This is a genomic window from Methylobacterium sp. Leaf94, from assembly GCF_001426045.1.
GTDB lineage: Bacteria > Pseudomonadota > Alphaproteobacteria > Rhizobiales > Beijerinckiaceae > Methylobacterium.
In genome coordinates, this window is the sequence record NZ_LMRM01000005.1 from 23,478 (window position 1) to 44,913 (window position 21,436).

The following is a 21,436-nucleotide window of genomic DNA, read 5'->3' on the forward strand; positions in this document are numbered from 1 at the left end:
TATGTCACGCAGGCCATTATGCCTCCCCGTCCGACAGCGTGTCGGTGTTCATTCTCTTTCGCGCCTTGCCCGCTTCGATGATCTTCTCCCGAGCACTGTTGCGGTCCTGGACCTCACGCGCTGCGCGATCCTGGAAGCGGGTTCGGATTTTCGGATTGATGAGCCAGACTACCGGACCGTCCGGCCCCCGCTCCGCCACAGCGCACCAGCCGGCGCGTTCCAGCTCGCCCATGATCTCGACGCGGAGCCGGATCTTGGCTCTATCGGCACCGCGCAGCTCCTTCCGAGCCTCGTAGAGATCGCGATGGCTCAGCCGGGATTTGTCCGGCTTAGTCAGGATGTAGCCCGCGATCTTCCGCGCTTCGCTCGTCTCGGCGCGGGCGTCGAAATAATCCTCGTAGAAGCGCAGGCTGTGTCGGAGGACAAAACGTCCTAGCAGCACCGCCTGCTCGGCCGTCGCCTTGTCGACTTTCACCCCGGGCAGCAATCCGTCGAACTCGTCTGCGTGCCGGAGCGCGTGACAGATCAGCGTGAGGCGTGGCAAGAGCTTGCCCCATTTGGCTATGTGCCCCTGCCACGCCTTCGAGACCCCCGGCAGATCGGACATCGCTCGAAAATCAGCCTCCGCTCGGGTCAACACGGCGTAGGCGTCCGGTGAGAGTTCCACGACACCGGACCCCGCCTCTGACGCTCCCAGCACGCGCACCGCTCGCGCATACGCTCCGGCTGCAGCGTGATCCGGCGGCACATCCAGCTCCGGCCGGCGGCGGCCATCGTAAAGGATGAAGATGGCGCGCTGCAGAAGCCCGTCCGTCCCGAGATCTCGGGTCAGCTCGCGCAGGACATCGGGTTGCGTCCCCGCCAGGATCCCCATCAGGCCGGAGGCTGCATACCTGTTCCCGCCGCCGACGCGATCCACCATGATTGCTTCGCCGTCGAACATGCGGAGCATCATGCTTCGGTCGACCTGGGCGCCCTTTTTGTAGGCTCCAAGCGAGCCGAGCAGCCCCACGAGCTCGTCCGGCGCGCGCATGATGCCTCGCGGGTTATCCGTGTGTATGCGTATCTGCTGTTCGACGGTGGCGTCATCCACCACGCAGCGCCGGATCTTGGGTTCCGGGTCAGTGACGACTGCGCCCCGAGGCCGCTTCTTCGCAGCCCAAGCATCGTGAAGCGGCTTATCGCGCAGGTAGTTTTCGCGATCCAACTTTCTGAGGGGATCGAGGGCGGCCGAGATAACAGGGGACTTCACGCTCCCCGGATCCGCAACGATGGTGACCCATAGGGCCGCGGGTTCCTCGCGCTTGTCGTGAAGACGCGATCGGATCTTCAGCGAACACCCGATCGCCGCGCCGATGACGCTCAGCGCCGCCATTACGGGCAGGGAAAGCGGAACGCCCTTTCGTCGAGCTTCGTCGCGTGCCCATGGGCCAATGATGGGAGGGATTGCCCCGTCCGGCGGAGTATCGAGCTCGGAAGGATCCGCATCGCCGAAGATGTCGATCGGTTCGACGTCGTCGAATACCGAGGACGCCGCTTCGCCCGCGGGAGCACCCGCAAGCGCCTCATCTCCTGCAGTGATCGAAACCGCCGCGGCGGATTCATCGAACCATCGTTCAAGGTTGAAGGGCAGTGCGAAGCCAGGAACGCTCGACTGCGCCAGACGAACGAGCGAACCGGTAGACAGGTTGTCCGGTGGCGATGTGAACCAGTGCGCCCATCGCTCGGCCACGCTGTCGGGGTCGTACTTCGCTTCGTTCTTCGCACTCCAGGTGTCGAACGCTTCCTGCCCTTCGGCCGACCCGTGCGAGGAATCCCAGAACGTCATGCCGATGTGGTTCCACCTGTCCCACGGCAGATCGGCGGGGTTGGGAATTGCCGCCGCCAATGCGGCCAGCTCTGCCGCCCCTAGAGGATGCTTGGTCTTGAAGCCTTCGCCCCGAGGCCGCCGCGGGCGCCCGATGTGGTCCAGGTCGAGGCCGGCGGCCTCCGCCGCCGCGGCGATCCGTGCGCCCGCGGCCTCAAGACTGATCTCGGTCGGGGTCTCGTCGATCACGGCGCACCGTCTCGGCGCGGCCTTCGTATGCCACGACCCCGGCCAGCGCATCGGGTGCGACAAGGGCGGGGCGGTGCCATCGCCACCGCAAAGGCGCGTTAGCCCGCGCCGCACAGCTTTAAGCCGGGCAAGATCCTCTGGTGTCGTAGCGACCTTCGCCAGTCGCCAGTAAGCGTGCAGCTTGTCCTCCGGACCTCCAGGGCCGAACCACACGCCGCCCGATCTCACTAGGAGCGTCGGCGGCTCCCCCAGGATCTCGGCCGCCTTACTCAGCATCTCCCGTGGCCGCTCATCGAGTTCAAGCGAGACGACACGGCACGCGATGACGTTATCCTCGTAGGCCCGGCGCCTACCCTTCCACGTCGCGTCACCAAACACGCACACTGGCGGGGCGAAAACCGCAGCATCGTCGCCGGTTCGGTTGGCCGCCTCGGTGGCGAGGCCGACAGCAGTCGGAATCAATCCCCGGCCGAAGGTGTGCCAGCAAATATCCGGCTTCCCCTTCGTGCCGTCATTGGGGAGCGACCGGAGCGCGATGTAGCCGCGCTCTGCTTCGATCCCACCGAACGCTACACGAATGAACGATTGCATATCGCCGGTATCGGCGATCAGCGCGCCTCCATTGGTTTGCGCAGGCGAGCCATTGTCCTGCGGCTCGTAAGCCGATATGTTTTCGATATCCAGCATAAGACGTCCTCGAACACTAATGCGGAACGGCCAGGAGCACCCTTGTGGCGAGGGTTTCTGGCCGTTTTGTTTATGAAGCTGTGTTGTCGACGATCAGTCTCAGGTAGGCGCCGCGACGGCGCGGTGGGCTGATCTGCACTCTTTCAGGGCCGAGCCGATCGAGCAGAGCCGCGATGCTGCTGACGGTGACTTCGGTCGGGCTGCGGATAGGCGAGTGAAGGACTGCCAGGCTCCGATCGGTGATGCGGTCGCGGACCCACGAGGTGGACCGGCGAAAAACGGCTGCGGTCTCGCGGACCGAGAGCGAATTGCGCTCGCGCCAGAGTTCAAATTCGTTCGGGAGTGCGGTCATGCGCGGTCCTGCTGACGTGGCGGGATGGAAGCAGGCAGACTGACGAGGCTTCGCGCGCGATACGAGATGCTCTGAGCAGGCCGCAGATCGCGCGTCCGTCGATCAGGCTACGTTCGGGATCTGCGAGCGCGGGATCGTCGACACGGCTCGATCCATGACGCTCCAGAGATCACGGCTCTCGTGGATTGCCTCGGCCAGCTCACGACCCCGGAGCCCCTTGAACTCGGGGCGCGGGCTGGCATCCAGTCGCACGCGTTCCAGGCCGAGGAAGCTCGTCGAGAACACAAGGATTTCGGCCTGAAAGACTATCCTCGTGCGACCGGGCAGGCGCTTGAAGGCGTGCATCACCCGGTCGACGTGGTTGCGATTCAGGCCACCCCTGACACCTGTCGGCAAACCGCCATTCAGCGCCTCGGCGGCCTTCGTCGAGCCTCCGCGACTGAGCCAAGCGCCGACGATCACCCTGTGATGTGGCTGCAGGTCGGTAAGATCCGATCTCGTCGCCGGCGGGCGATTGAACGTCTCGTCTTTTAGCAAGAAGCCGTGACGCACACCGCGGACATAGTCTGCGACCAGGGCTTCGACTTCCGGTGAAAACGGCGGTGTCAGCTTCGATGCCGGCACGCCGACTGCCGCGAGCTTCGCGATTGCCTCGTCCTCGATCTGCTTGCCGATCGATACAAGTAGCGGATTGCGCCGCTCCCAGAAGCTCCGCATCTGAGGCGCCATGTCTTCGGTGATCGGCACCGGAGACCACCCGATCGACGGGATCGGCTCTTCATCGCAGATCTCCGTCGCGGCCACGTGGAAGTCGAAGACCGTGCCGGCGACGGGCTTCTTGGCGAAGGAGGAGTAGTGGCGTCGGCCGCTCATGGCGCTACTCCCATCCACTCGCGGACGTCGCGCACGCGGTAGCGGGGGCGACCTTCCACGACGGTGATACGAGGACCGCGGCCTTGCTTCGCCCACACCTTCAGGGTGATGAGAGCGAAGCTGCTCACTGCCGCAAGTTGCTGCCGGGTAATCAGCGCTTCGCCAGGTAGTTTTTCGATATCCGGTACGGCACGCGGGCTTGCGCCGGCGCATGGGGCTGCGCTCGCTGACATACAGCTCTCCTGTGAAACGGAACGCGCATGCGTCGTCCGTCATCGTTGCGATGAAGGTTGAGCCGCTTCAGGTTCGCGATTCACAGATACTCAGGGCAGCGCGGCGACCGCAGTATATTAAAGTATTATTTGGTTCGTCAAGGTCTCACCGTGTATTCCGTAAGGTGACATACAGGTGACATACAACATCGTCTTTTCTATTGCTTACTCAGCATGATAGCTGACCCCTAACACGCAGCGCCGTTTCAAGCCGCCACTCTCTGCCCTTCGGCAGTCGCTGGTAGCGAAGCCACAAACGCACCCCACCGTTCGAAGGCATCCCGGAGGCGATCAAGCCCTTCGTCCCGATTATAGATTGCTTCGAGATCCGCCCGCGCGTGCCCCAGGGCGAGCTCTGCGGTGTCCACATCGACACCGAGCCGAGACAAGCCGGTTCGGAAAGTCCTGCGCAGATCGTGCAGCGTGAACTCGACGCCTGAGGCCTTCGTCAGGCTAGCGACCAGCTTCGTCCAGCCGCTCATCGGGCCGCCTGTCCGGACGGACGGAAAGACGAGATCGGACCGGGCGTCCCTGTGGCAGAAATCAAGCAAGCTCTGTAGCTGGGCCGTCACGGGGACCTTGTGCCCGCGACCCTGCTTCACGAAGACCGGAGGCAGCTCGAATACGGCGGTGCCCGTCTTGAGCATCGCCCACGTGATACCGGCCCCCTCCCCACGCCGGCAGCCGGTGAGGATATAGAAGCGGATCAGCCGGCCGGCGGTCGAATCCGGACCGGCTGCGGCCCACACTTTGGCCAGGTCGGTGTCAGACAGGGCTCGACCTTTCTCCGTCTTCGCGAGGCGGTCGGCGCGTGTGGCCCGCTCCTTCCGATGCCCAGCGAGCGGGTTCACCGGCAGCACCTTCGCGTCGGCAACGCACCAAGTTAGGAACGCCCGGCAGAGCGTGCGGAAATGCGCGGCCGCGCCGTGCAGGCCCTTTTCCCTGATGGCGTCGGTGATCTTCGCGAACTCGGCGCCGGTGATGGTTGCCACGTCGCGATTCAGGAGTGGCGCCATCCTCGAGCGCAGCATGACCAGCACGTCCTTACGGTTCACGTACTGCCGTCGCTCGAGGTGCCGGTCGTAGCGATCGAGCAGGTCGCCCAGGCGAGCTTTCTCGCGAATGCGGTTTTGAGCACGCGCGGCCAGGGGGTCAGCGCCCGACGCAATTCGTCCGAGCTCTATCTGGGCCAGCGTGCGCGCGGCAGACACCTTGGCGATTGCACCGAGTGTCGCCAGCTTCATCTTCTTGGTGCAGGCACGCCGGCCAGCACCGGCCGGGCGGTAGGCGAGGATCCAGGTCTTTCCGGCGGGACGTATGCGCAGGCCGAAGCCGGATACGTCGCTGTCCCAGAGCACCAGATCGACGACGCTCGGCGGCAGAGCCGCCTTTGCGACGAGAGCGTCGGTTAGCTTCTGTTTCATCGATCAGAACCCCGTGGGCAGCACATGGGCAGCACGGTTTTCGCAAACCTGCCGGACGCCATATATCCCACGGTATCCCGATTAAATCAGCAGAAACAGAGTGTTGAGGGGTGCCGGATATACCTCCCGATACCCCCATGGACCGGGTGCGACACTATTCGTAATGAGGGGGTCGGGGGTTCGAATCCCTCTTGCGGCACCACTTCCTCCTTTCGCAGCACTACAATCATGCCGGTCGGTCGATCGGCATCGCGAAGTCTCGGCTCTCAGCGTGCCTCGAAAAGCGCATCGACAAGGGAAGGCCCCTCCCGGTCACGACGCGATCGACCCGAGACCGAACCACCGCGCCGAGCGATCCTCGTCCGGAGGTCGACGGGATCGTCTGCGCGGCAGCGGGGCTGTCCTGCGGTCTGGAGGTTCGGTTGGCCCGTCTTCGCAGCGCCGGAGCGTTCGCGAACTACCGCAATTGGACCGATACCCGTGCTGACGTAGCCAATCCAGCTAGGCGGCCCCAGGACCTCGCCGTCGGACAGACGTCCAGCCAGTCCGCCAACCGATCCCATCGCCTGCGGGCAAGGTAAATCAGAGGGATCCTCGACGGTCAGGCATTCTGCGAAGTGGGCGTCCTTACAGGAAGCCGCCAATTCGGGCGGATGAAGTGACACGTATAGCCGTCGGGGCGGCGCTCGAGGTAATCCTGGTGCTCAGGCTCGGCCTCCCAGAAAGGCCCGACGGGAGCCAGTTCGGTGACGACCTTCCCGGGCCAGAGACCCGATGCATCGACATCGGCGATGGTCTCCGCGGCGACCCGGCGTTGAGCGTCATCGGCGTAATAGATCGCCGAGCGATAGCTTAGGCCACGATCGTTTCCCTGCCGATTCGGGGTTGTCGGATCGTGGATCTGAAAGAAGAATTCCAGCACCCGGCGAAAGCTCGTCCGCTCGGGATCGAAAATGATCTCGATCGCCTCCGCATGTGTGCCGTGGTTCGGGTAGGTTGCGTTCGGAACATCGCCCCCCGTATAGCCGACACGGGTCGACACGACGCCCTCCTGCCGCCGGATCAGATCCTGCATTCCCCAGAAGCATCCTCCTGCGAGGACTGCGCGTTCATGGCTCATGGTTCCCTCTCTCCCGGATCGACGCCTGACGTCGCTGGTGAATAGATAGGGTGCCGCAGCGCCTTTTGCCGCCGTTCGATGATGTCGCGGGACACCGTCGCGATGAGTTTGGACCTGCCGCCGCGTCGCGCGGTGCGGCGGGCGGGTGCAGTCAGGGTGTTTCGATATCCCCTACCCCGATGTGCGGGGTGACCGAGACGTCCCCCCAGAGGTACGGCCGGACTGCCAGACCGGGAAGCTGTCCTGCTCGGCGTTCTCCTCCGGTGCAAAGGGGGTTGGCGGCCATACCCGCTGGAGACGCGGGTGATGTCGCCGCCGGGGGGTTGATGTCCACAGGGTACCGCGTCGGCAGCGACGCCCGCCAAATGCCTTAACGCACAGCGTAACCGTAGGCGAAGCAACGGCTTCGGCGCGCATAACAAGTGCAGCCAAAACGAAGCAACACGCGGATCCGTAGCGCCGTCCAATCGGGTTTGCATGGTCTCCATCAAGTTGCGGCTAGATGCGGCTTGTAACGCGATGTCGAACCGGCATCTCACAACCGGAAAAACCGTGCCGTTCGGCACGTTGCCAGCGTTTGATCATTGGCATGTCGAAAGCGAGAACGGCGTAGAAGCCCGGATCGGTCCGCAACCACAGGAAGGGACCATGCGGCGGACGAATTCCCGCTCGGTCGGCTGATGGTCTAATCTGCCTGAAGAACCGTCGCAACGAGAGGTAACCGGGGACTGCATGACGTGCCCTTCGTGAGTATCACGCGCTTGAGAATCCGCTCGGTTCGGTTCCTGCCGGGCTTTGCCGTCCACGCCGTCCGCACGCAGAGACAGGCGCGGCAGGCGGCCGGGTTCCGGGCGGGATCAATCCTGGCCGATCATGCCTGGACCTTCTGGACCATGACGGTGTGGGACGACGAGGCTGCCATGCGCCGTTACATGATGGCCGGCGCGCATCGGCAGGCGATGCCGAAGCTGATCCATTGGTGTGACGAAGCTTCCTTGGTCCACTGGACGCAGCCCGGGGCCGGCCCACCATCCTGGGCCGAAGCGGATCAGCGGATGCGCGCGGACGGACGCCCGTCCCAGGTGCGGCACCCCAGTCCGCATCACGCAACTCTGGACTATCGTCCACCGCGCCTGACGCGGAGCGGGCCGATCAAACCCTCGGCACCGTGAGGGACAGGCCCGAAAGCCGCCGTGGATGCAACCGCAACCGGCCACGTCGCACTGGGCGTGTTTAGGCGCACATCCGCGCGGGCGATCCGGGCGCATCACACCTGCGGCCGCCTTCGCCCCCTCGGCGGCCAGAACCAGCGGCGCAGCGGCCTCAAGGCCCTGCGCCGTTTGTGTTTAATCGGCGCCGCGGGGTGGATGGCCCGGCGGGCCGGACCGGTCGAACGTTCTGACGGCAGCGTGCTGGAGTACCCACGATGAGACTGCGCTCGGTCGTCGGCTGGATCAGCGTTGGCGCGACGCTCTTGAGCGGCGCGGGGCTCGAGGCACGGGAGCGCCCCTCGTCGGAGGTGACGGGCTGGGTGTCGGCGGTCCTCGCGAAGATCGATATGGCCGAGCGGGGCCCAGCCCCCGCCGGGCGCAAGCGCGGGCGCCGAACGGTGGTGGTGCGGGTCCAGATCGCGGCCGACGGCTTCGTCAATCGGGTGGAGGTCGAGCGGAGTTCCGGCGTGCCGGATCTCGATGAGCGGGCACGGAGCCTGGTCCGGGCAGCCGGGCCGTTCGGCCCGCCGCCCGCGCCGCTTCTGACCCCGGCCGGCACCACGGAACTCAGCTTCCCGCTCCAGGTGCAGCGGTGAGATTACAGGCGTGCGGCGCGGTCAGGCGCCGGACCGGACAGGACCGCCGCGAGGGAGTCATCGACTTGCCCGACGGGGTCGGTTGGCACCGGATGGACGCCGATCAGCAGGGTCCGTTGCGTCCGCATGATCTTGAGGAGGCGCTCGGTCCGGCGCAATGCGTCCTGCGCGTCGGTCGGGTCCTGTTCCTCGGCGAGGAGAACGGCGATCCGGATCATCTGGTCGACCCGGCGCTCCTCGGCCGTGGCGATGATCCGCTCCAGGGCCGCCAGACCCTCCTCCAACGCCGCTCTCATGGGACCCCCTCGGAGCCTCGGTGAGCGGACAGGGTCCGGCATCGGGCCGGAGCGCGCATTCACGATTGTTGGTCGCCGAGCGATTTCGCGCCGCGGCGCAGGCCGCGGGCGGCTCACGGCGTCCCGAGATGCGGGAGCCAGAGGGCCAGGGCGAGGAGGCTCGCCAGCAGGACCGGCGGCGTGATGAGCAGGCCGACCCGCATGTACTGGCCCCAGGTGATGCGGTGGCCCTTGGCGTCGAGGACGTGCAGCCACAGCAGGGTCGCGAGACTGCCGATCGGCGTGAATTTCGGGCCGAGATCGCAGCCTATGACGTTGGCGTAGATCATCAATTCGCGGGTCAGGGGCGACAGGTCGTGGGGCTGCTGGATCGCCAGCGCCCCAACCAGGACGCTCGGCATGTTGTTCATCACGGAGGACAGCAGGGCGGCGGCGACGCCCGTGCCGAGGGTGGCGACCACCGGGCCCGCCTCGGCGAGCCGGACCAGGCTCTGGGCGAGGAGTTCGGTGAGGCCGGCATTCTTCAGGCCGTAGACCACGAGGTACATGCCGAGGCTGAACAGCACGATCTGCCAGGGGGCCCCGGCGAGGACCTTCCGCAGGGGAATCACGCCGCTGCGATTCGCGAGGGCGAGCAGAAGGAGCGCGCCGGCACCGGTGACGGCGGAGACCGGGACGCCGAACGGGGCGGTGACGAAGTAGGCGCCGAGGAGCACGGCGAGAAGCGGGAAGGCCGCCCGGAACACGCGGGCGTCGCGGATGGCGGAGGCCGGCGGGTCCAGACGGTATACCGCGTAGGTCGTGTCGAGGTCGCGCCGGTAGAATAGCCACAGCACCGCGAGGGTCGCGGCCAGGGACACGAGGTTCACCGGCCCCATCACGGCGGCGTAGCGGCCGAAGGAAATGCCGAAGATATTCGCCGAAACGATGTTGACGAGATTCGAGATGACCAGCGGCAGGCTGGTCGAATCGGCGACGAACCCGCAGCCGACGATGAAGGCCATCGCGGCCGCCGGCGGGAAATCCAGCCGGAGCAGGATCGCCAGCACGATCGGGGTGAGCAGCAGGGCGGCCCCGTCATTGGCGAAGACCGCCGCGATGGCGGCGCCGAGCAGGATCACCAGGGGGAACAGCCGGCGACCGCGACCGCCGCCCCAGCGGGCGACGTGCAGGGCGGCCCATTGGAAGAAGCCCGCCGCGTCGAGGAGGAGGGAGATCACGATCAGCGCCACGAAGGTGAAGGTGGCGTCCCAGACGATGTGCCAGACCACCGGGATGTCGCCGGGCTGGATCACGCCGGTGGCCAGGGCGACGGCGGCCCCCGCGAGGGCGCTCCATCCGATCCCGAGCCCTCGCGGCTGGACGATGACGAGGACCAGGGTGACGACGAAGATGGCGAGGGCGAGCATCGGCGTTTCTTGTTGGTGTCGCGACGAAATCTTGCGAGTTCTTTCACCCGGGCGAGTTCTTTCACCGGGGCGAGGTCTTGCTCCCCGGCGAGGTCTTGCTCCCCGGCGAGGTCTTGCTCCCCGGCGGGATCAGAGTCTCGTGGCCGGCCGCCCCTGGGCATCGACGACGGGGGCGCCATCCTCCTTGGCGAAGGCCCCGCGCTGCGGCGGAAGCAGGGCGAGCACGGTCTCGGAGGGTCGGCACAGGGCGACGCCCAGGGGGCTCACCACCAGGGGCCGGTTGAGGAGGATCGGGTGCGCCGCGATGGCGTCGAGGAGTTGGTCGTCGCTGAGGGTCGGGTCGTCGAGGCCGAGTTCGGCATAGGGCGTCCCCTTCTCGCGCAGGAGATCGCGGAGGGTGAGGCCCGCCCGCTCCGCGAGGCGGCGCAGCAGCGCGCCGGTCGGGGGCGATTTGAGGTACTCGACGACGTGCGGCTCAAGGCCGGCGTTGCGGATGAGGCCGAGGGTGTTGCGGGACGTGCCGCAGGCCGGGTTGTGGTAGATGACGACGTCCATCAGGCGGGCTCCGGGCAGCAGGTCGAGAGGGCGGCGACGGCGGGGGCGCAGACCTCGGGGCGGCCCTGACAGCAATCGCGCATCAGGAACTGGATCAGCGCCGACAGGTCCGGGTAGGCGGCGCGGTAGCGGATCGAGCGGCCTTCGCGCTGCGCGGTGACGAGGCCGGCGCGGCTCAGTTCCTTGAGGTGGAACGACAGGTTGGTCGCAGAGACCCCGACCGCCTCCGCGAGCAGCCCCGCCGCCAGGCCGTCCGGCCCGGCGGTGACGAGGCGGCGCACGATGCGCAGGCGGTGCTCCTGGCCGAGGGCCGCGAAGGCGGCGACGGCTTGCCCCTCGTCCATCATGATGTCAATGTTTCAAACATCATTGAAACGTAGAGGATGCCGAGCCCTTGGACAAGACCGATCCGAACACGACCGATGGGGACGAGACCGATCGCGCCGGGCCACCGCGGCCCTTCGCCGATGGCCTGCCGGCCCTGAGCGCGACGCATTTCGCGGTCCCGACCTCCGCCGACCTCGGGATCCGCGAAACCTTCACCCACGCGCCGCGCTTCCTCATCCTCTACGGGTCCCTGCGGGAGCGCTCGTTCAGCCGGTTCCTGGCCTACGAGGCGGCGCGCCTCCTGGAGGCCATGGGCGGCGAGGTGCGGATCTACCACGCGCACGGCCTGCCGCTGCCGGACGACGCGACCGCCGACCATCCCAAGGTGCAGGAACTGCGCGCCCTCTCGGTCTGGTCCGAGGGCCAGGTCTGGGTCAGCCCCGAGCGCCACGGGGCCATGACCGGTGTGATGAAGGCCCAGGTCGACTGGCTACCCCTGTCAGAGGGCTCGGTGCGCCCGACCCAGGGGCGGACCCTGGCGGTGATGCAGGTGTCCGGCGGCTCGCAATCCTTCAACGCGGTCAACGGCCTGCGCGTCCTGGGGCGCTGGATGCGAATGATCACCATCCCGAACCAGTCCTCGGTGCCGATGGCCTACCGGGAGTTCGACGCCGCCGGCCGGATGAATCCGGGGCCGCTTTACGAGCGGGTGGTCGATGTCTGCGAGGAACTCGTGAAGTTCACGCTCCTGACCCGCGAGCGGGCCGATTACCTCGTCGACCGCTACTCGGAGCGCAAGGAGCGGGAGCCGGAGCGGCTCCGGGCGGTGGCGGCGGATATCGGCTTCACGAAGCGGCCCGCCTGAGGCCCCGTGGCGAAGCGCCCGCGGGGTCGAACCAGGGCGGCGCTTGGCCGTTGTGGCACGAAGGGTCCAAGGCGGAAAGGCGACATGGCAGAGCCATCGGAGATCACGGCGCAGGCGATCGCGGCGCACATGGAGGTGCGATCGTCGGACGGACTGCATGTCGGGACGGTCGACCACATGGAGGGCGATACCCTTATCAAGCTGACGCGGTCCGATCCGGCGGCCCATGGCCGCCACCACTTGCTGCCGCTGTCCTGGGTCGAGCGGGTTGACGAGCAGGTCCACCTCACCGCCACGGCGGCCGATGTCCGGGGCTACTGGGAAGATGCCGGCTGAGCGCCCTCCCGCCGGGCGACCTTTCGCCCGGTCGCCGGCCGCGCCATCGACCCTAGTTCCCCGGTGAGCGCGGCAGAACCGCCCCCCACGATCAGGACGCCCTCGGACATCATGGAACGGCCCAGCGTCATCGTCGGCATCCACGGCTTGGCCAACAAGCCGCCGGTCGATGAGAAGACGCGCTGGTGGCGGGACGCCATCGCCGAGGGCCTGGCGCGCAACGAGGGCGTCGACGGCGCCGCGTTCACCTTCGACTTCGTCTACTGGGCCGACCTGCGCTACGAGACGCCGCTGGCCAGCGACGCCCTCGCCGAGCCCTACCGCCCCCAGGCGACCTCCGACCCCCTCCCCGCCGAGGAGGATGCACCGAGGCTGACGAGTCAGGACGTGCTGGCCACCCTGTATGCCGGGATCGACCGCATCGAGGGGCTGACGGGGGTCACCCTCGTCGACGACGTCATCCTGGAGCACCGCTTCGACGATCTCTGGCACTACCACGGCGAACGCGCCTTCGCGGCGGAGGTCCGGACCCGCCTGAGCGAGCGCCTCGCCGCATTTCGCGACCACCGCATCCTGCTGGTCGCCCATTCCATGGGCTCGGTGATCGCCTACGACGTCCTGCGGCAGCTGGAGCGCGACGCGCCGGACCTGCGCGTCGACCACCTGATCACGGTCGGCTCGCCCCTCGGTCTCGCGAAGGTGAAGATGAAGATCGCGAGCGAATTCGGCGCCACCCGGGTGCCGAACAACGTGAAGCATTGGACCAACCTCGCCGACGGCAACGACATCGCCACCGTCACCGGCACCCTGGCGGAGGATTACGCTCCCAGCGACACCGGGGTCGCCATCGCCGATCACCGGGTGGTGAACGATTACCGGCGGCCCACGGGCGAGGCGAACCACCACAAATCCTACGGCTACCTGCGCACGCCGGAGTTTTCGCGGATCGCGAGCGGATTTCTGGAGACCGGGGCGGTCGGACGGCGTCGGTGACCGGCCGCCCCTGCGAGACGCAACGGCGCTCCCTCTCCCAGAAGGAGACGAGACCCGCACAGGACGCCGGACGTTGGTTGGGAGGTCTTGCGACCACCGAAGGGAATCGCTCGTCCGTTCACGGCATTCCGCCCACGAAAAAGGGGACGCCGCGTGGCGTCCCCCGATCCGTCGGTTCTTGGCTGACGCTCAGCGCTGGCCGGCGTGGTCGCCGTCGCGCAGGGCGCCGGTCGGCTCCTGCACGTGGGCCTCGAGGAACCAGAGCTGCTTGTCGACGCCGCGCGACACCTCGGTGAGGAGGTCGGCGGTGCCGGCGTCACCGGCCTCGTCGGTGTCGTCGATGTTCTGACGCACCGCGTTGGCGTAGACGCCGTAGCGGTCGATCAGTGCGGCCAGGTGGTCGGCGATCGCGTAGGCGTCGAGGGGGTAGGCCTTCAGCTGCGAGGCCGATGCGACCGCGTGGGCGGTGCCGCGGGCGGTGCCACCGAGCTGGGTGATGCGCTCCGCGACCTTGTCGTTGTAGTCGTCGAGCTCGGTCCGGAATCCGTCGAGCATCTCGTGGATGCCGATGAACTGCGGTCCCTTCAGGTTCCAGTGCGCCTGCTTCACGTCGAGGGCGAGGTCGATCCCGTCCGACAGGCGCGCGTTGAGCACCTCGATCGAAACCTTCTTCGCGTTGGACTTCGTACCGTTCTGGGTCTCGTGGAGACGCTGGTTTCCGGCTTGGGTCTTGGAATCGGCCATTCGGTTCGTCCTTCAAGTCTCATGGAAGGCGCGTCGCTCATCCCGCAGCCTGCGCGGTCGCGACGCCGAGCCTCCGATGTCGGCGGAACATGATCTCGGGCAGGCGGGATGCGCCGCCCGTGCGATCAGTCTGCCCCATCAACGACAGGCCCCGGCCCATGTTCCTGGCCCTGTGGTCGCGCATCCCTGATCTGCGGGGATCACACCCCGCGGCATGCGATTCCCGCATGGGCCGGCCGATCCGATCCGGCCCGAATCCCGCACGACCGGGCCGGCGCGGCACGGGCGGGCGATCGTCAACCATAAATTGGCTTTCGCACCACCGGCGCGGACGGCCACGCTGAAACGGCGTTGGCCCCGGAGAGGCCGGACTGACAGTCCAAGGCGCTCCCCTGATCTTGAACGACGACTCTTTGTCGCTGGCCCGACCGCGAAACGACTCGCCGAGGGGCCCACAATTCGGGGCGATGCATGGTGGTCGACGGGTTCTGCCGCAACGCAATCAAACTTGGTAAGATCTTGGTGAACGGCAGTTTACAATGCTTGTCGTTCCGCGGTGTGAAATCTTAAAGGACACGCTGTTATTCTTGCAAAACACCGACGATCACGTCACGATCGTCTCGCTCTTCGCCGGCAGCCCCGCTGCCATTCTCCGTGGCTTGGCATCCTGCGATGATGGAACCAGAAGTCGCACAGCGTCGCCCGACCACAGCGCTTCCGGACCGGCGGGATACGCCCGCGGGCCCCGTCACGGCCGCGCCCCTGCGCATCCTCGTGGTTCACAACCGCTATCAGGTGCGCGGTGGCGAGGATTCGGTGGTGGCCCAGGAGGTGGCGAGCCTGCGCCGCGCCGGGCAGGTCGTGGAGACCCTGTTCTTCGACAATGCCGCGATCCGGACGGGCTGGGACCGGCTGCGCACCGCCTACGAAGCGCCGCACGCCCCGCGCGGGATCGCCGCCGTGGTGGAGGCCGTCCGCGCCTTCCGCCCCGACGTGGTGCACGCGCACAACGTCTTCCCGCAGGTGTCGCCGGGCATGCACGCCGCGGTCCGGGCCGAGGGGGTCGCCACCGTCCAGACCCTGCACAACTTCCGCGTGACCTGCGCCAACGGCATCCTCATGCGCGAGTCCCGCCCCTGCGAGGATTGCGTGACCGGCTCGCCCTACCAGGCGGTGCGTCACGCCTGCTATCGCGGGTCCCGCCTGGGGTCCCTGGCCGTGGCGCGGATGATCGACGTGCACCGGCGCGCCGGCACCTGGGAACGGGACGTCGACCGCTTCATCGCGCTGACGCCCTTCGCCCGCACCCGCTTCCTCGCCGCCGGGCTGCCGGAGAGCCGCATCCGCATCAAGCCCAACGGTTTGGCCGATCCGGGCCTCGACGCACGCGGCCCCCGGGCCGGCATCCTGTTCGTCGGACGGCTCGTGCCCGAGAAGGGCGTCGGCACCCTGAGGGCGGCCGCGCGCCTGACCCGGGCCCCGATCACCGTCATCGGCGAAGGGCCCGAGGCGGACGCCCTCGCCCGCGAGCCCGGCCTGACCCTGCTCGGCCCGCAGGACCCCACGGCCGTGCAGGCCGCGATGGCGCGGGCGGCCGCCCTGGTGGTGCCCTCGCACTGGTACGAGGGCCTGCCGATGGTGATCGCCGAGGCGTTCAGCCTCGGCACGCCGGTGGTCGCCGCGCGCATCGGCGCCCTCGCCGACCTCGTGACGGAGGGCCGCACCGGCCTCCTCGTCCCGCCCCGCGATCCCGACGCCCTCGCCCAGGCCCTCGACCGCATCGTCGACGACCCCGACGCCGCACGGGCGATGGGGCGCCACGCCCGCCTCGCCTACGAGCGCGACTGGACCGAGGACGCCGTCACCGCGCGCGCCCTCGCGATCTACCGCGAAGCCATCGCCACCCGTTCCGCCGCCATGCCCCGGGCTGCCGCATGACGCGCCCTTTGACTTCGCGCCCCCTGACTTCGCGCCCTCTGACTTCGCGCCCTCTCACACCGGACCATGACATGCCCGTGCGCGCCTGGGGCCACGACCCGGACGTCCCCCACTTCCTCCTCGGCGGCGTTCCGATCTCGATCACCGACATGGCCGGCCTGGTCGCCGCGCTCCGGCGCCGCCTGAGCCGGCAGGCTCCGGCTCCCGGGACCTTCGTGGTCTTCCGCGACGCCCACGGCATCGTGCGGGCGCAGGACGAGCCGGAGGTGCGCGCCGCCCACGACGCCGCCCTGCTGGTCTGCGCCGACGGGCGGCCCCTCGCCTGGGTCGGGCGCCTGCGCGGCCACACGGCCATCGCGCAGGTGCCGGGCATCGAATCCGTCGAGGCGGTGTGCCGCGCGGGACTCGAGGCGGGCTGGCGCCACTACTTCCTCGGCGGCGGGCCGGGGGTCGCCGAGAAGCTCGCCGCCGAGATGGCCCGGCGCGCGCCGGGCCTCGCCGTGGCGGGGGCCGAGACCCTGCCCTACCGGCCGCTCACGGAGCCCGAGGCCCAGGACCTCTACGCGCGCCTGCGCGCCAACGGCACCCAGATCCTCTGGATCGGCCTGAGCACGCCCAAGCAGGAACTCTTCATGCAGGCGCACACGCCCGCCCTGCCCGGCGTCATCGCCATGGGGGTCGGGGCCGCCTTCGACGTGAACATCGGCACGATCCCGCGCGCGCCCCGGCTGATGACCTGGTGCGGCCTCGAATGGCTCTACCGGCTGATCCAGGAGCCCCGGCGCCTGCGCGCCCGCTACGCCCAGGTGGTGCCGCGCTTCCTCGCCATCGTGGCCCTCGACCGGGCCCGCTGCGCCAAGCGCGCCCCGCGCCCGGGCGGGGTCCGACCGGTCTGAGACCGGGCGCCCCTCAGCCGAGTGCGGGGGCCAAAGCCGCGCGATAGGCCCCCGTCGCGGCCTCGAGGGAGAACCGCGCCAGGGCCGGGACGGCCCGGGTGCGATAGGTCGCGCGCCGGGCGGGATCGTCGAGGAGCGCCAGGGCCGCCTCGGCCCAGCCCGCCACCGTCAGGGGGCGGACCTCGCCGCAATCCCAGGCTGCCACGAGCTCGCGCGCCGCGCCCGAATGCGGCGAGGCCAGCACCGCCGCGCCGCTCTGCAGGGCCTCCTGCAGCACGATGCCCCAGACGTCGCCGCGGCTCGGGAACAGGAAGAGGCGCGCCGAGGCGTAGACGGCCCCGAGGTCGGCCTGCTGCACGAAGCCGTCGAACTGGGCCGCGATCCCGGCCGCCGCCAGCCGCGACTCCATCTCCGCCCGCAGGGGGCCGTCGCCCGCGACCCGGACCCGCAGGGTCCGGCCCCGGGCCTGGCAGGCAAGGACGACGTCGGTGAAGAAGCGCGCGCCCTTCACGTCCTCGTTCAGGATGCCGCAGAACAGGAGGTCGTAGGGGCGCTCCGTCTCCGGCGTCGTGGCGGCCGGGCCGGGCTCCCAGGCGGGGAAGAGGGGCGCCAGGGCGAGGCGGTCGGCGGGGAGGCCGTAGCCTTCGAGGAGCGCGAGGCTGCCGGCGCTCGCTCCGAGGCCGAAGCGCGCCCCCGGCACCAGCAGGCGCCGCATCGCCCGGTGCGGCCGCGAGCGCCGGCCCGGATCGGTCTCCGGCACCCCGTCGGTGCGCAGGCCGTAGGACACCCCGAGCCACCGCGCCGCGGCGACGGCCATCAGCATGGTGGGGGCGAAGTCGTTGACGACGACGAGGCTGGGCCGCAGGGCCGCGAGACGCGGCACGATGGCGGGGTTGATGTAGAGGTTGCTCACGGCGCTGCGGTACCAGCGCAGCCCCGGCACCACGGCGAAGCGATAGGCCTCGGGCTCGGGCATCTCCCAGTGCCGGGCCGCCTCCCGGGCGCTGCAGGCGAGGACGTGGAGCGGCCGGTCCAGGGTCGCTCCCAGGCGCTCGTAGAGGCGGTGCATGTAGGGCGCGCGGGCGCCGATCACGATGACGACGGGTCCGTCGCGGCGCCCGGATGCGCGGTGGCTCATCGCGTGGATCATCGGGCGGCGCGCGTCGGCCCGCCCACGAGGGCATCGATCTGGTAGAGCCCCCAGGCGGGTTCGAGGACGTGGCGGGGCATCAGCAGCAGATCCTCCGGGCCCCGGGCCACGCCCCGGCGGGTGGTGTGGAAGCTGTGGTAGCCGGCGTCGCGGGCAAGGGCCGGGTCGCGGCCCGGGTCGAAGTCGGTGCCGGCCACGCCCCAGGGGCAGGCGAAGTGCCGGACCGGACGGCCGGTCATCGCCTCCAAGTCCCGGCGCGACCGACCCAGTTCCCCGGCGACCTCCGTCGCCGCGAGACGCCCGAGGTTGCGGTGGCTCGCCGAATGCGACCCGACGTCGAGCCCGGCGGCGAGCCAGTCGGCCACGGCGGCGCGGTCCATGTAGCCGGCCCGGTCCCCGCCGGGGGGCGCGTCGACCCAGTCGCTGACCAGGAACACGATCGCGGGGATCGACAGCGCCCGCAGCACGGGGAGCGCCACCCCGTGGGTGTCGGCGTAGCCGTCGTCGAAGCTGACGAGGAAGTGGCGGCCCTGCCCGGCCGTGCCGTTCGCGACGAGGTCGGCGGCCCGGTCCGCCGTGACGAACGTGCCGTGGCGGCCGAGGAAGCGCATCTGCCGGGCGAAGCCCGCCTGCTCGCCCGGCGCGACATGATGGTAGCACAGGGTGTAGAGACCCGCCGGCGCCGCCGCCATCGACCGGGACAGCGCCCGCACCCGCAGGGCCGCCTCGCGCAGGACGGGCGTGTCGCGGATGAAGTGTTCGAGCGTCCTCGGCATCCCGAGACGTTAGCAGTTTCGCGGCCGAGCGGCACGGACGGGACACCAATCCCCGGCAGCATTCGCCAACAGCGTTAAATTAAGGATCTTCGCAGTCTGGGCGGGAGATTTCCGGTCGGCAGGAAGGGATGACAAGCGTTTCGCCGTAGGAAGGCCCGTCCCGCGAGGGATGCGTCGAGGACACGAGATATGAAGCTCCGATGAGCGCGGTACTGAGCATCCGTCCCTGCCTGGATCCGGCCGTCTGGGACGAAGCGATCTGGGCTCTGCCGAACGGCAACGTCTTCGCCTCGTGGATGTGGGGCGCGTACAAGTCTCAGGTCGGCTGGGCCGTGACGCGTCTCATCGTGCGCGACGCCAGCGAGGCGCCGGTGGGGCTGATCCAGGTTCAGGTGAAGCGCCGGGGCTTCGTGCGGTTCGTCCTGCTCCAGGGCTGCCCGCTCCTCACCGAGAAGGGCGAGAAGCACGCCGAGGCGGTGGTCGCCCTCCTGCTGGAGCACCTCGCCCTCGGGCGCCTCGATCTCCTGGCGGTGAGCTTCGAGCACTTCCAGTCCGACGCCATCCTCCTCGCCCTGCTGGGCCACGGCTTCGTGCCGGCGCAGTCGGCCAAGTACTTCACCCTGGAACTCGACCTCACGGGGGGCACCGCGCCGCTCCTGCAGGCGATGGACCAGCGCTGGCGCAAGGCCCTGCGCAAGGCCGAGCGCAACCCGGATCTCACCACCCGCTTCCTCACCGACCTCGACGAGCGCCTCGCGGCCTTCGACGCGTTCTGGACGATGTACGGCGCGCTGCAGGCCCAGAAGGGATTCCGCGACAGCCTCGACGGACCGCTCTTCCGCGACCTCGTCGCGCGCGATCCCCATCACCGCATCCTGGAGGTGCGGGAGAAGGGCGAGCGCGTCCTGGTGCGGATCGCCCACGTCTCGGGCCGGCGCTTCACCGATTTCTACACGGCCTCGAACGACCGGGCCCGGGCCTGCGCCGCGCCCACCCTGGCGGTCTGGCGCTTCGTCGAGCAGGCCCATGCGGAGGGCCGCGAGACCTTCGACTTCGGCGGCATCGACCCGGCGGGCAACCGCGGCGTATTCGAGTTCAAGCACGGCCTGAGCAAGCGGCCGGCCCTGAGCGGCCCGCGCTGGATCTATGGCCGCACCCCCCGCCTGCGGGATGCCGCGGCGGCGTTCCTGTCCTATCGCTGAGCGAGGCATCCCCCGGAGGTCGATGGTCCCGCAAGCTCCTGTGATCCAGCCCCTCGGCGACGAGGCCGGGCTCGTCGCCCGCGCGCGGCGCTTCGCCCGGCGTCCGGCCCTGGCCTCCCTGCTCGACCAGGCCGTCGTCAGCGGCTTCGGCTTCGTCAGCGGCATCGTCACCGCACGCCTGGTCGGCATCGAGGAATTCGGGCTCTTCGTCCTGATCCTGATCGTCACCGCCTTCGCGCAGGGGCTGCACAACGCCCTGGTGACCGCCCCGATGATGACGCTCGCGGCGCAGGGGCGCCGGTCGGCCCCGACCTACGACGCCACCGTCCTGGCCGCGGCCCTCCTGGCCGCCCTCGTCGCCGCCGCCGGGGTGGCCCTCGCCCTCGTGGGCATCTTCGCCCTGCGCCACCACGCCGTGGAGTGGGGCGTGGTCCTCGCCGGTGCCGGGCTCGCGCTGGCGCAGAACCTCCAGCTCACCGTCCGCCGGACGCTGTTCGCCCGGGGGCGCGGCCTCGTCGCCGTGGCGATGGACACCGGCCGCGCCGTCGCCTTCCCCCTGGTGCTCGGGGCGGCCTGGTGGGCGGGCCTGCCCCTCGACGCCGCCCTCGCCACCGCGGCCCTGGCGGGGACCGCGCTCGTCACCGCCGCCCCCCTCGCCTACGGGATCTGGCGCGCCCCCCGGCGCGCCCTGCGCCTCGGGCCGGTGGCGCGCCGGCACTGGGGCATCGGCCGCTGGATGTTCCCCCTGGTCTTCGTCACCTTCGGGCAGGAGCAGATGGCCTGGATCCTCGCCGGGATCATGCTCGGCGACGAGGCGATCGGCGGCCTGCGCGCGGCGCAGTACCTCGTGGGCTTCGTCATCATTTTGCTCACCGCCACGGAGAACATCCTGCCCACGGCGGCGGCGCGGGCCTACGAGACCGGCGGCGAGGGAGCCCTGCGCGCCTATCTCGAGAAGGCGACGCTGACCCTCGGCCCGGTCGTCGCCCTGCTCCTCCTCGCCATCGCGCTTCCGGCGGGGACCTGGCTCACCCTCGTCTTCGGACCGGCCTTCGCGGACTACGCCGCCAGCGTACGGATCCTGGCGCTGGCGGTCGCCTGCATCTTCCTGCGCGATATGGTGACCCAGTATTTCCGGGCGATCCAGGAGACCGGCCCGGTCTTCCGCGCCTTCGTCGTCAGCCTGGTCGTCTCCCTGGCGATCATGGTACCGCTCATCGCCTATGACGGCATCACCGGCGCGGCCCTCGTCATCACGATCGGGCACGCGGTGTCGGCGACCCACCTGATCCTGACCCTGCGCCGACGCTCGGCCCGGGGCGGCTGAGCCCCCGGCCGGACCCGTCGGAGACCCGCAT

General features: G+C 69.0%; 22 protein-coding genes. 10 read left to right on the forward strand and 12 right to left on the reverse strand.

What is annotated here, in order from left to right; translation table 11 throughout:
* Positions 1-16: 16 nt before the first annotated feature.
* The 5 genes from ASG63_RS04245 to msrA all read right to left on the reverse strand — a co-directional run bounded on the left by ASG63_RS04245 (position 17) and on the right by msrA (position 6,784).
* A complete protein-coding gene (locus ASG63_RS04245; RefSeq protein WP_056212416.1) occupies positions 17-2,743 on the reverse strand; it encodes a DUF3987 domain-containing protein in 2,727 nt (908 codons plus the stop codon).
* 70 nt (positions 2,744-2,813) lie between these two features.
* Positions 2,814-3,095 (reverse strand): hypothetical protein, encoded by a 282-nt coding sequence (locus ASG63_RS24970; protein WP_156394064.1) that lies wholly within the window; start codon positions 3,093-3,095, stop codon positions 2,814-2,816.
* Positions 3,096-3,197: 102 nt separating this feature from the next.
* Complete coding sequence (locus ASG63_RS04250) at positions 3,198-3,968, reverse strand: hypothetical protein (protein WP_056212417.1); 771 nt, start codon at positions 3,966-3,968, stop codon at positions 3,198-3,200.
* Positions 3,969-4,446: 478 nt separating this feature from the next.
* A complete protein-coding gene (locus ASG63_RS04255) occupies positions 4,447-5,664 on the reverse strand; it encodes a tyrosine-type recombinase/integrase (protein WP_056212419.1) in 1,218 nt (405 codons plus the stop codon).
* A 601-nt stretch (positions 5,665-6,265) separates the two neighbouring features.
* Positions 6,266-6,784, reverse strand: coding sequence for a peptide-methionine (S)-S-oxide reductase MsrA (msrA, locus tag ASG63_RS04260; protein WP_056212422.1), 519 nt, complete (start codon positions 6,782-6,784; stop codon positions 6,266-6,268).
* Between the two features lie 477 nt (positions 6,785-7,261).
* Between msrA and ASG63_RS24975 the strand changes: the two genes are divergently transcribed.
* The 3 genes from ASG63_RS24975 to ASG63_RS04270 all read left to right on the forward strand — a co-directional run bounded on the left by ASG63_RS24975 (position 7,262) and on the right by ASG63_RS04270 (position 8,591).
* Positions 7,262-7,465, forward strand: coding sequence for a hypothetical protein (locus ASG63_RS24975; protein WP_156394065.1), 204 nt, complete (start codon positions 7,262-7,264; stop codon positions 7,463-7,465).
* 65 nt (positions 7,466-7,530) lie between these two features.
* A complete protein-coding gene (locus ASG63_RS04265) occupies positions 7,531-7,956 on the forward strand; it encodes a DUF3291 domain-containing protein (protein ID WP_244479813.1) in 426 nt (141 codons plus the stop codon).
* 254 nt (positions 7,957-8,210) lie between these two features.
* Positions 8,211-8,591: an energy transducer TonB gene (locus ASG63_RS04270; protein WP_056212425.1), complete on the forward strand. Its 381-nt coding sequence runs from the start codon at positions 8,211-8,213 to the stop codon at positions 8,589-8,591.
* A 2-nt stretch (positions 8,592-8,593) separates the two neighbouring features.
* Here ASG63_RS04270 and ASG63_RS04275 read toward each other — a convergent pair whose 3' ends face one another.
* The 4 genes from ASG63_RS04275 to ASG63_RS04290 form a co-directional block, all read right to left on the reverse strand.
* The gene (locus ASG63_RS04275; RefSeq protein WP_156394066.1) at positions 8,594-8,887 is read right to left on the reverse strand and encodes a hypothetical protein; all 294 of its coding nucleotides are present in this window, start codon (positions 8,885-8,887) and stop codon (positions 8,594-8,596) included.
* Positions 8,888-9,000: 113 nt separating this feature from the next.
* Complete coding sequence (locus ASG63_RS04280) at positions 9,001-10,296, reverse strand: arsenic transporter (RefSeq protein WP_056212429.1); 1,296 nt, start codon at positions 10,294-10,296, stop codon at positions 9,001-9,003.
* Positions 10,297-10,425: 129 nt separating this feature from the next.
* Complete coding sequence (gene arsC / locus ASG63_RS04285) at positions 10,426-10,851, reverse strand: arsenate reductase (glutaredoxin) (RefSeq protein WP_056212431.1); 426 nt, start codon at positions 10,849-10,851, stop codon at positions 10,426-10,428.
* Entirely contained in the window at positions 10,851-11,198 is a 348-nt protein-coding gene (locus ASG63_RS04290; protein ID WP_056212433.1) for an ArsR/SmtB family transcription factor, read from the reverse strand. Before ASG63_RS04290 ends, arsC begins: the two co-directional genes overlap by 1 nt.
* Before the next feature lie 47 nt (positions 11,199-11,245).
* On the opposite strand from ASG63_RS04290, the gene arsH reads away from it, so the two are divergent.
* The 3 genes from arsH (at position 11,246) to ASG63_RS04305 (ending at position 13,372) form a co-directional block, all read left to right on the forward strand.
* The gene (gene arsH / locus ASG63_RS04295; RefSeq protein ID WP_056212436.1) at positions 11,246-12,043 is read left to right on the forward strand and encodes an arsenical resistance protein ArsH; all 798 of its coding nucleotides are present in this window, start codon (positions 11,246-11,248) and stop codon (positions 12,041-12,043) included.
* A gap of 84 nt (positions 12,044-12,127) precedes the next feature.
* On the forward strand, positions 12,128-12,379 hold the full coding sequence (locus tag ASG63_RS04300; protein WP_056212438.1) for a DUF2171 domain-containing protein: 252 nt from the start codon (positions 12,128-12,130) through the stop codon (positions 12,377-12,379).
* A 111-nt stretch (positions 12,380-12,490) separates the two neighbouring features.
* Positions 12,491-13,372, forward strand: a complete 882-nt coding sequence (locus ASG63_RS04305) for an esterase/lipase family protein (RefSeq protein ID WP_056212440.1) — start codon at positions 12,491-12,493, stop codon at positions 13,370-13,372.
* 189 nt (positions 13,373-13,561) lie between these two features.
* Here the strand turns inward: ASG63_RS04305 and dps are convergent, their stop codons facing one another.
* Positions 13,562-14,116 (reverse strand): DNA starvation/stationary phase protection protein Dps, encoded by a 555-nt coding sequence (gene dps, locus ASG63_RS04310; protein ID WP_056212442.1) that lies wholly within the window; start codon positions 14,114-14,116, stop codon positions 13,562-13,564.
* 672 nt (positions 14,117-14,788) lie between these two features.
* On the opposite strand from dps, the gene ASG63_RS04315 reads away from it, so the two are divergent.
* Both ASG63_RS04315 and ASG63_RS04320 read left to right on the forward strand, forming a co-directional pair.
* Positions 14,789-16,054 (forward strand): glycosyltransferase family 4 protein, encoded by a 1,266-nt coding sequence (locus tag ASG63_RS04315; RefSeq protein ID WP_244472733.1) that lies wholly within the window; start codon positions 14,789-14,791, stop codon positions 16,052-16,054.
* 71 nt (positions 16,055-16,125) lie between these two features.
* Complete coding sequence (locus tag ASG63_RS04320) at positions 16,126-16,950, forward strand: WecB/TagA/CpsF family glycosyltransferase (RefSeq protein WP_056212444.1); 825 nt, start codon at positions 16,126-16,128, stop codon at positions 16,948-16,950.
* A gap of 13 nt (positions 16,951-16,963) precedes the next feature.
* On the opposite strand, the gene ASG63_RS04325 is transcribed toward ASG63_RS04320, so the two are convergent.
* Positions 16,964-18,088, reverse strand: coding sequence for a glycosyltransferase family 4 protein (locus ASG63_RS04325; protein ID WP_056212685.1), 1,125 nt, complete (start codon positions 18,086-18,088; stop codon positions 16,964-16,966).
* Between the two features lie 8 nt (positions 18,089-18,096).
* A complete protein-coding gene (locus tag ASG63_RS04330) occupies positions 18,097-18,876 on the reverse strand; it encodes a polysaccharide deacetylase family protein (RefSeq protein ID WP_056212446.1) in 780 nt (259 codons plus the stop codon).
* A gap of 200 nt (positions 18,877-19,076) precedes the next feature.
* Here ASG63_RS04330 and ASG63_RS04335 point away from each other — a divergent pair, with 200 nt between their 5' ends.
* Both ASG63_RS04335 and ASG63_RS04340 read left to right on the forward strand, forming a co-directional pair.
* Entirely contained in the window at positions 19,077-20,078 is a 1,002-nt protein-coding gene (locus ASG63_RS04335) for a lipid II:glycine glycyltransferase FemX (RefSeq protein ID WP_056212449.1), read from the forward strand.
* Between the two features lie 22 nt (positions 20,079-20,100).
* Entirely contained in the window at positions 20,101-21,405 is a 1,305-nt protein-coding gene (locus tag ASG63_RS04340) for a lipopolysaccharide biosynthesis protein (protein WP_056212451.1), read from the forward strand.
* Positions 21,406-21,436: the final 31 nt, after the last annotated feature.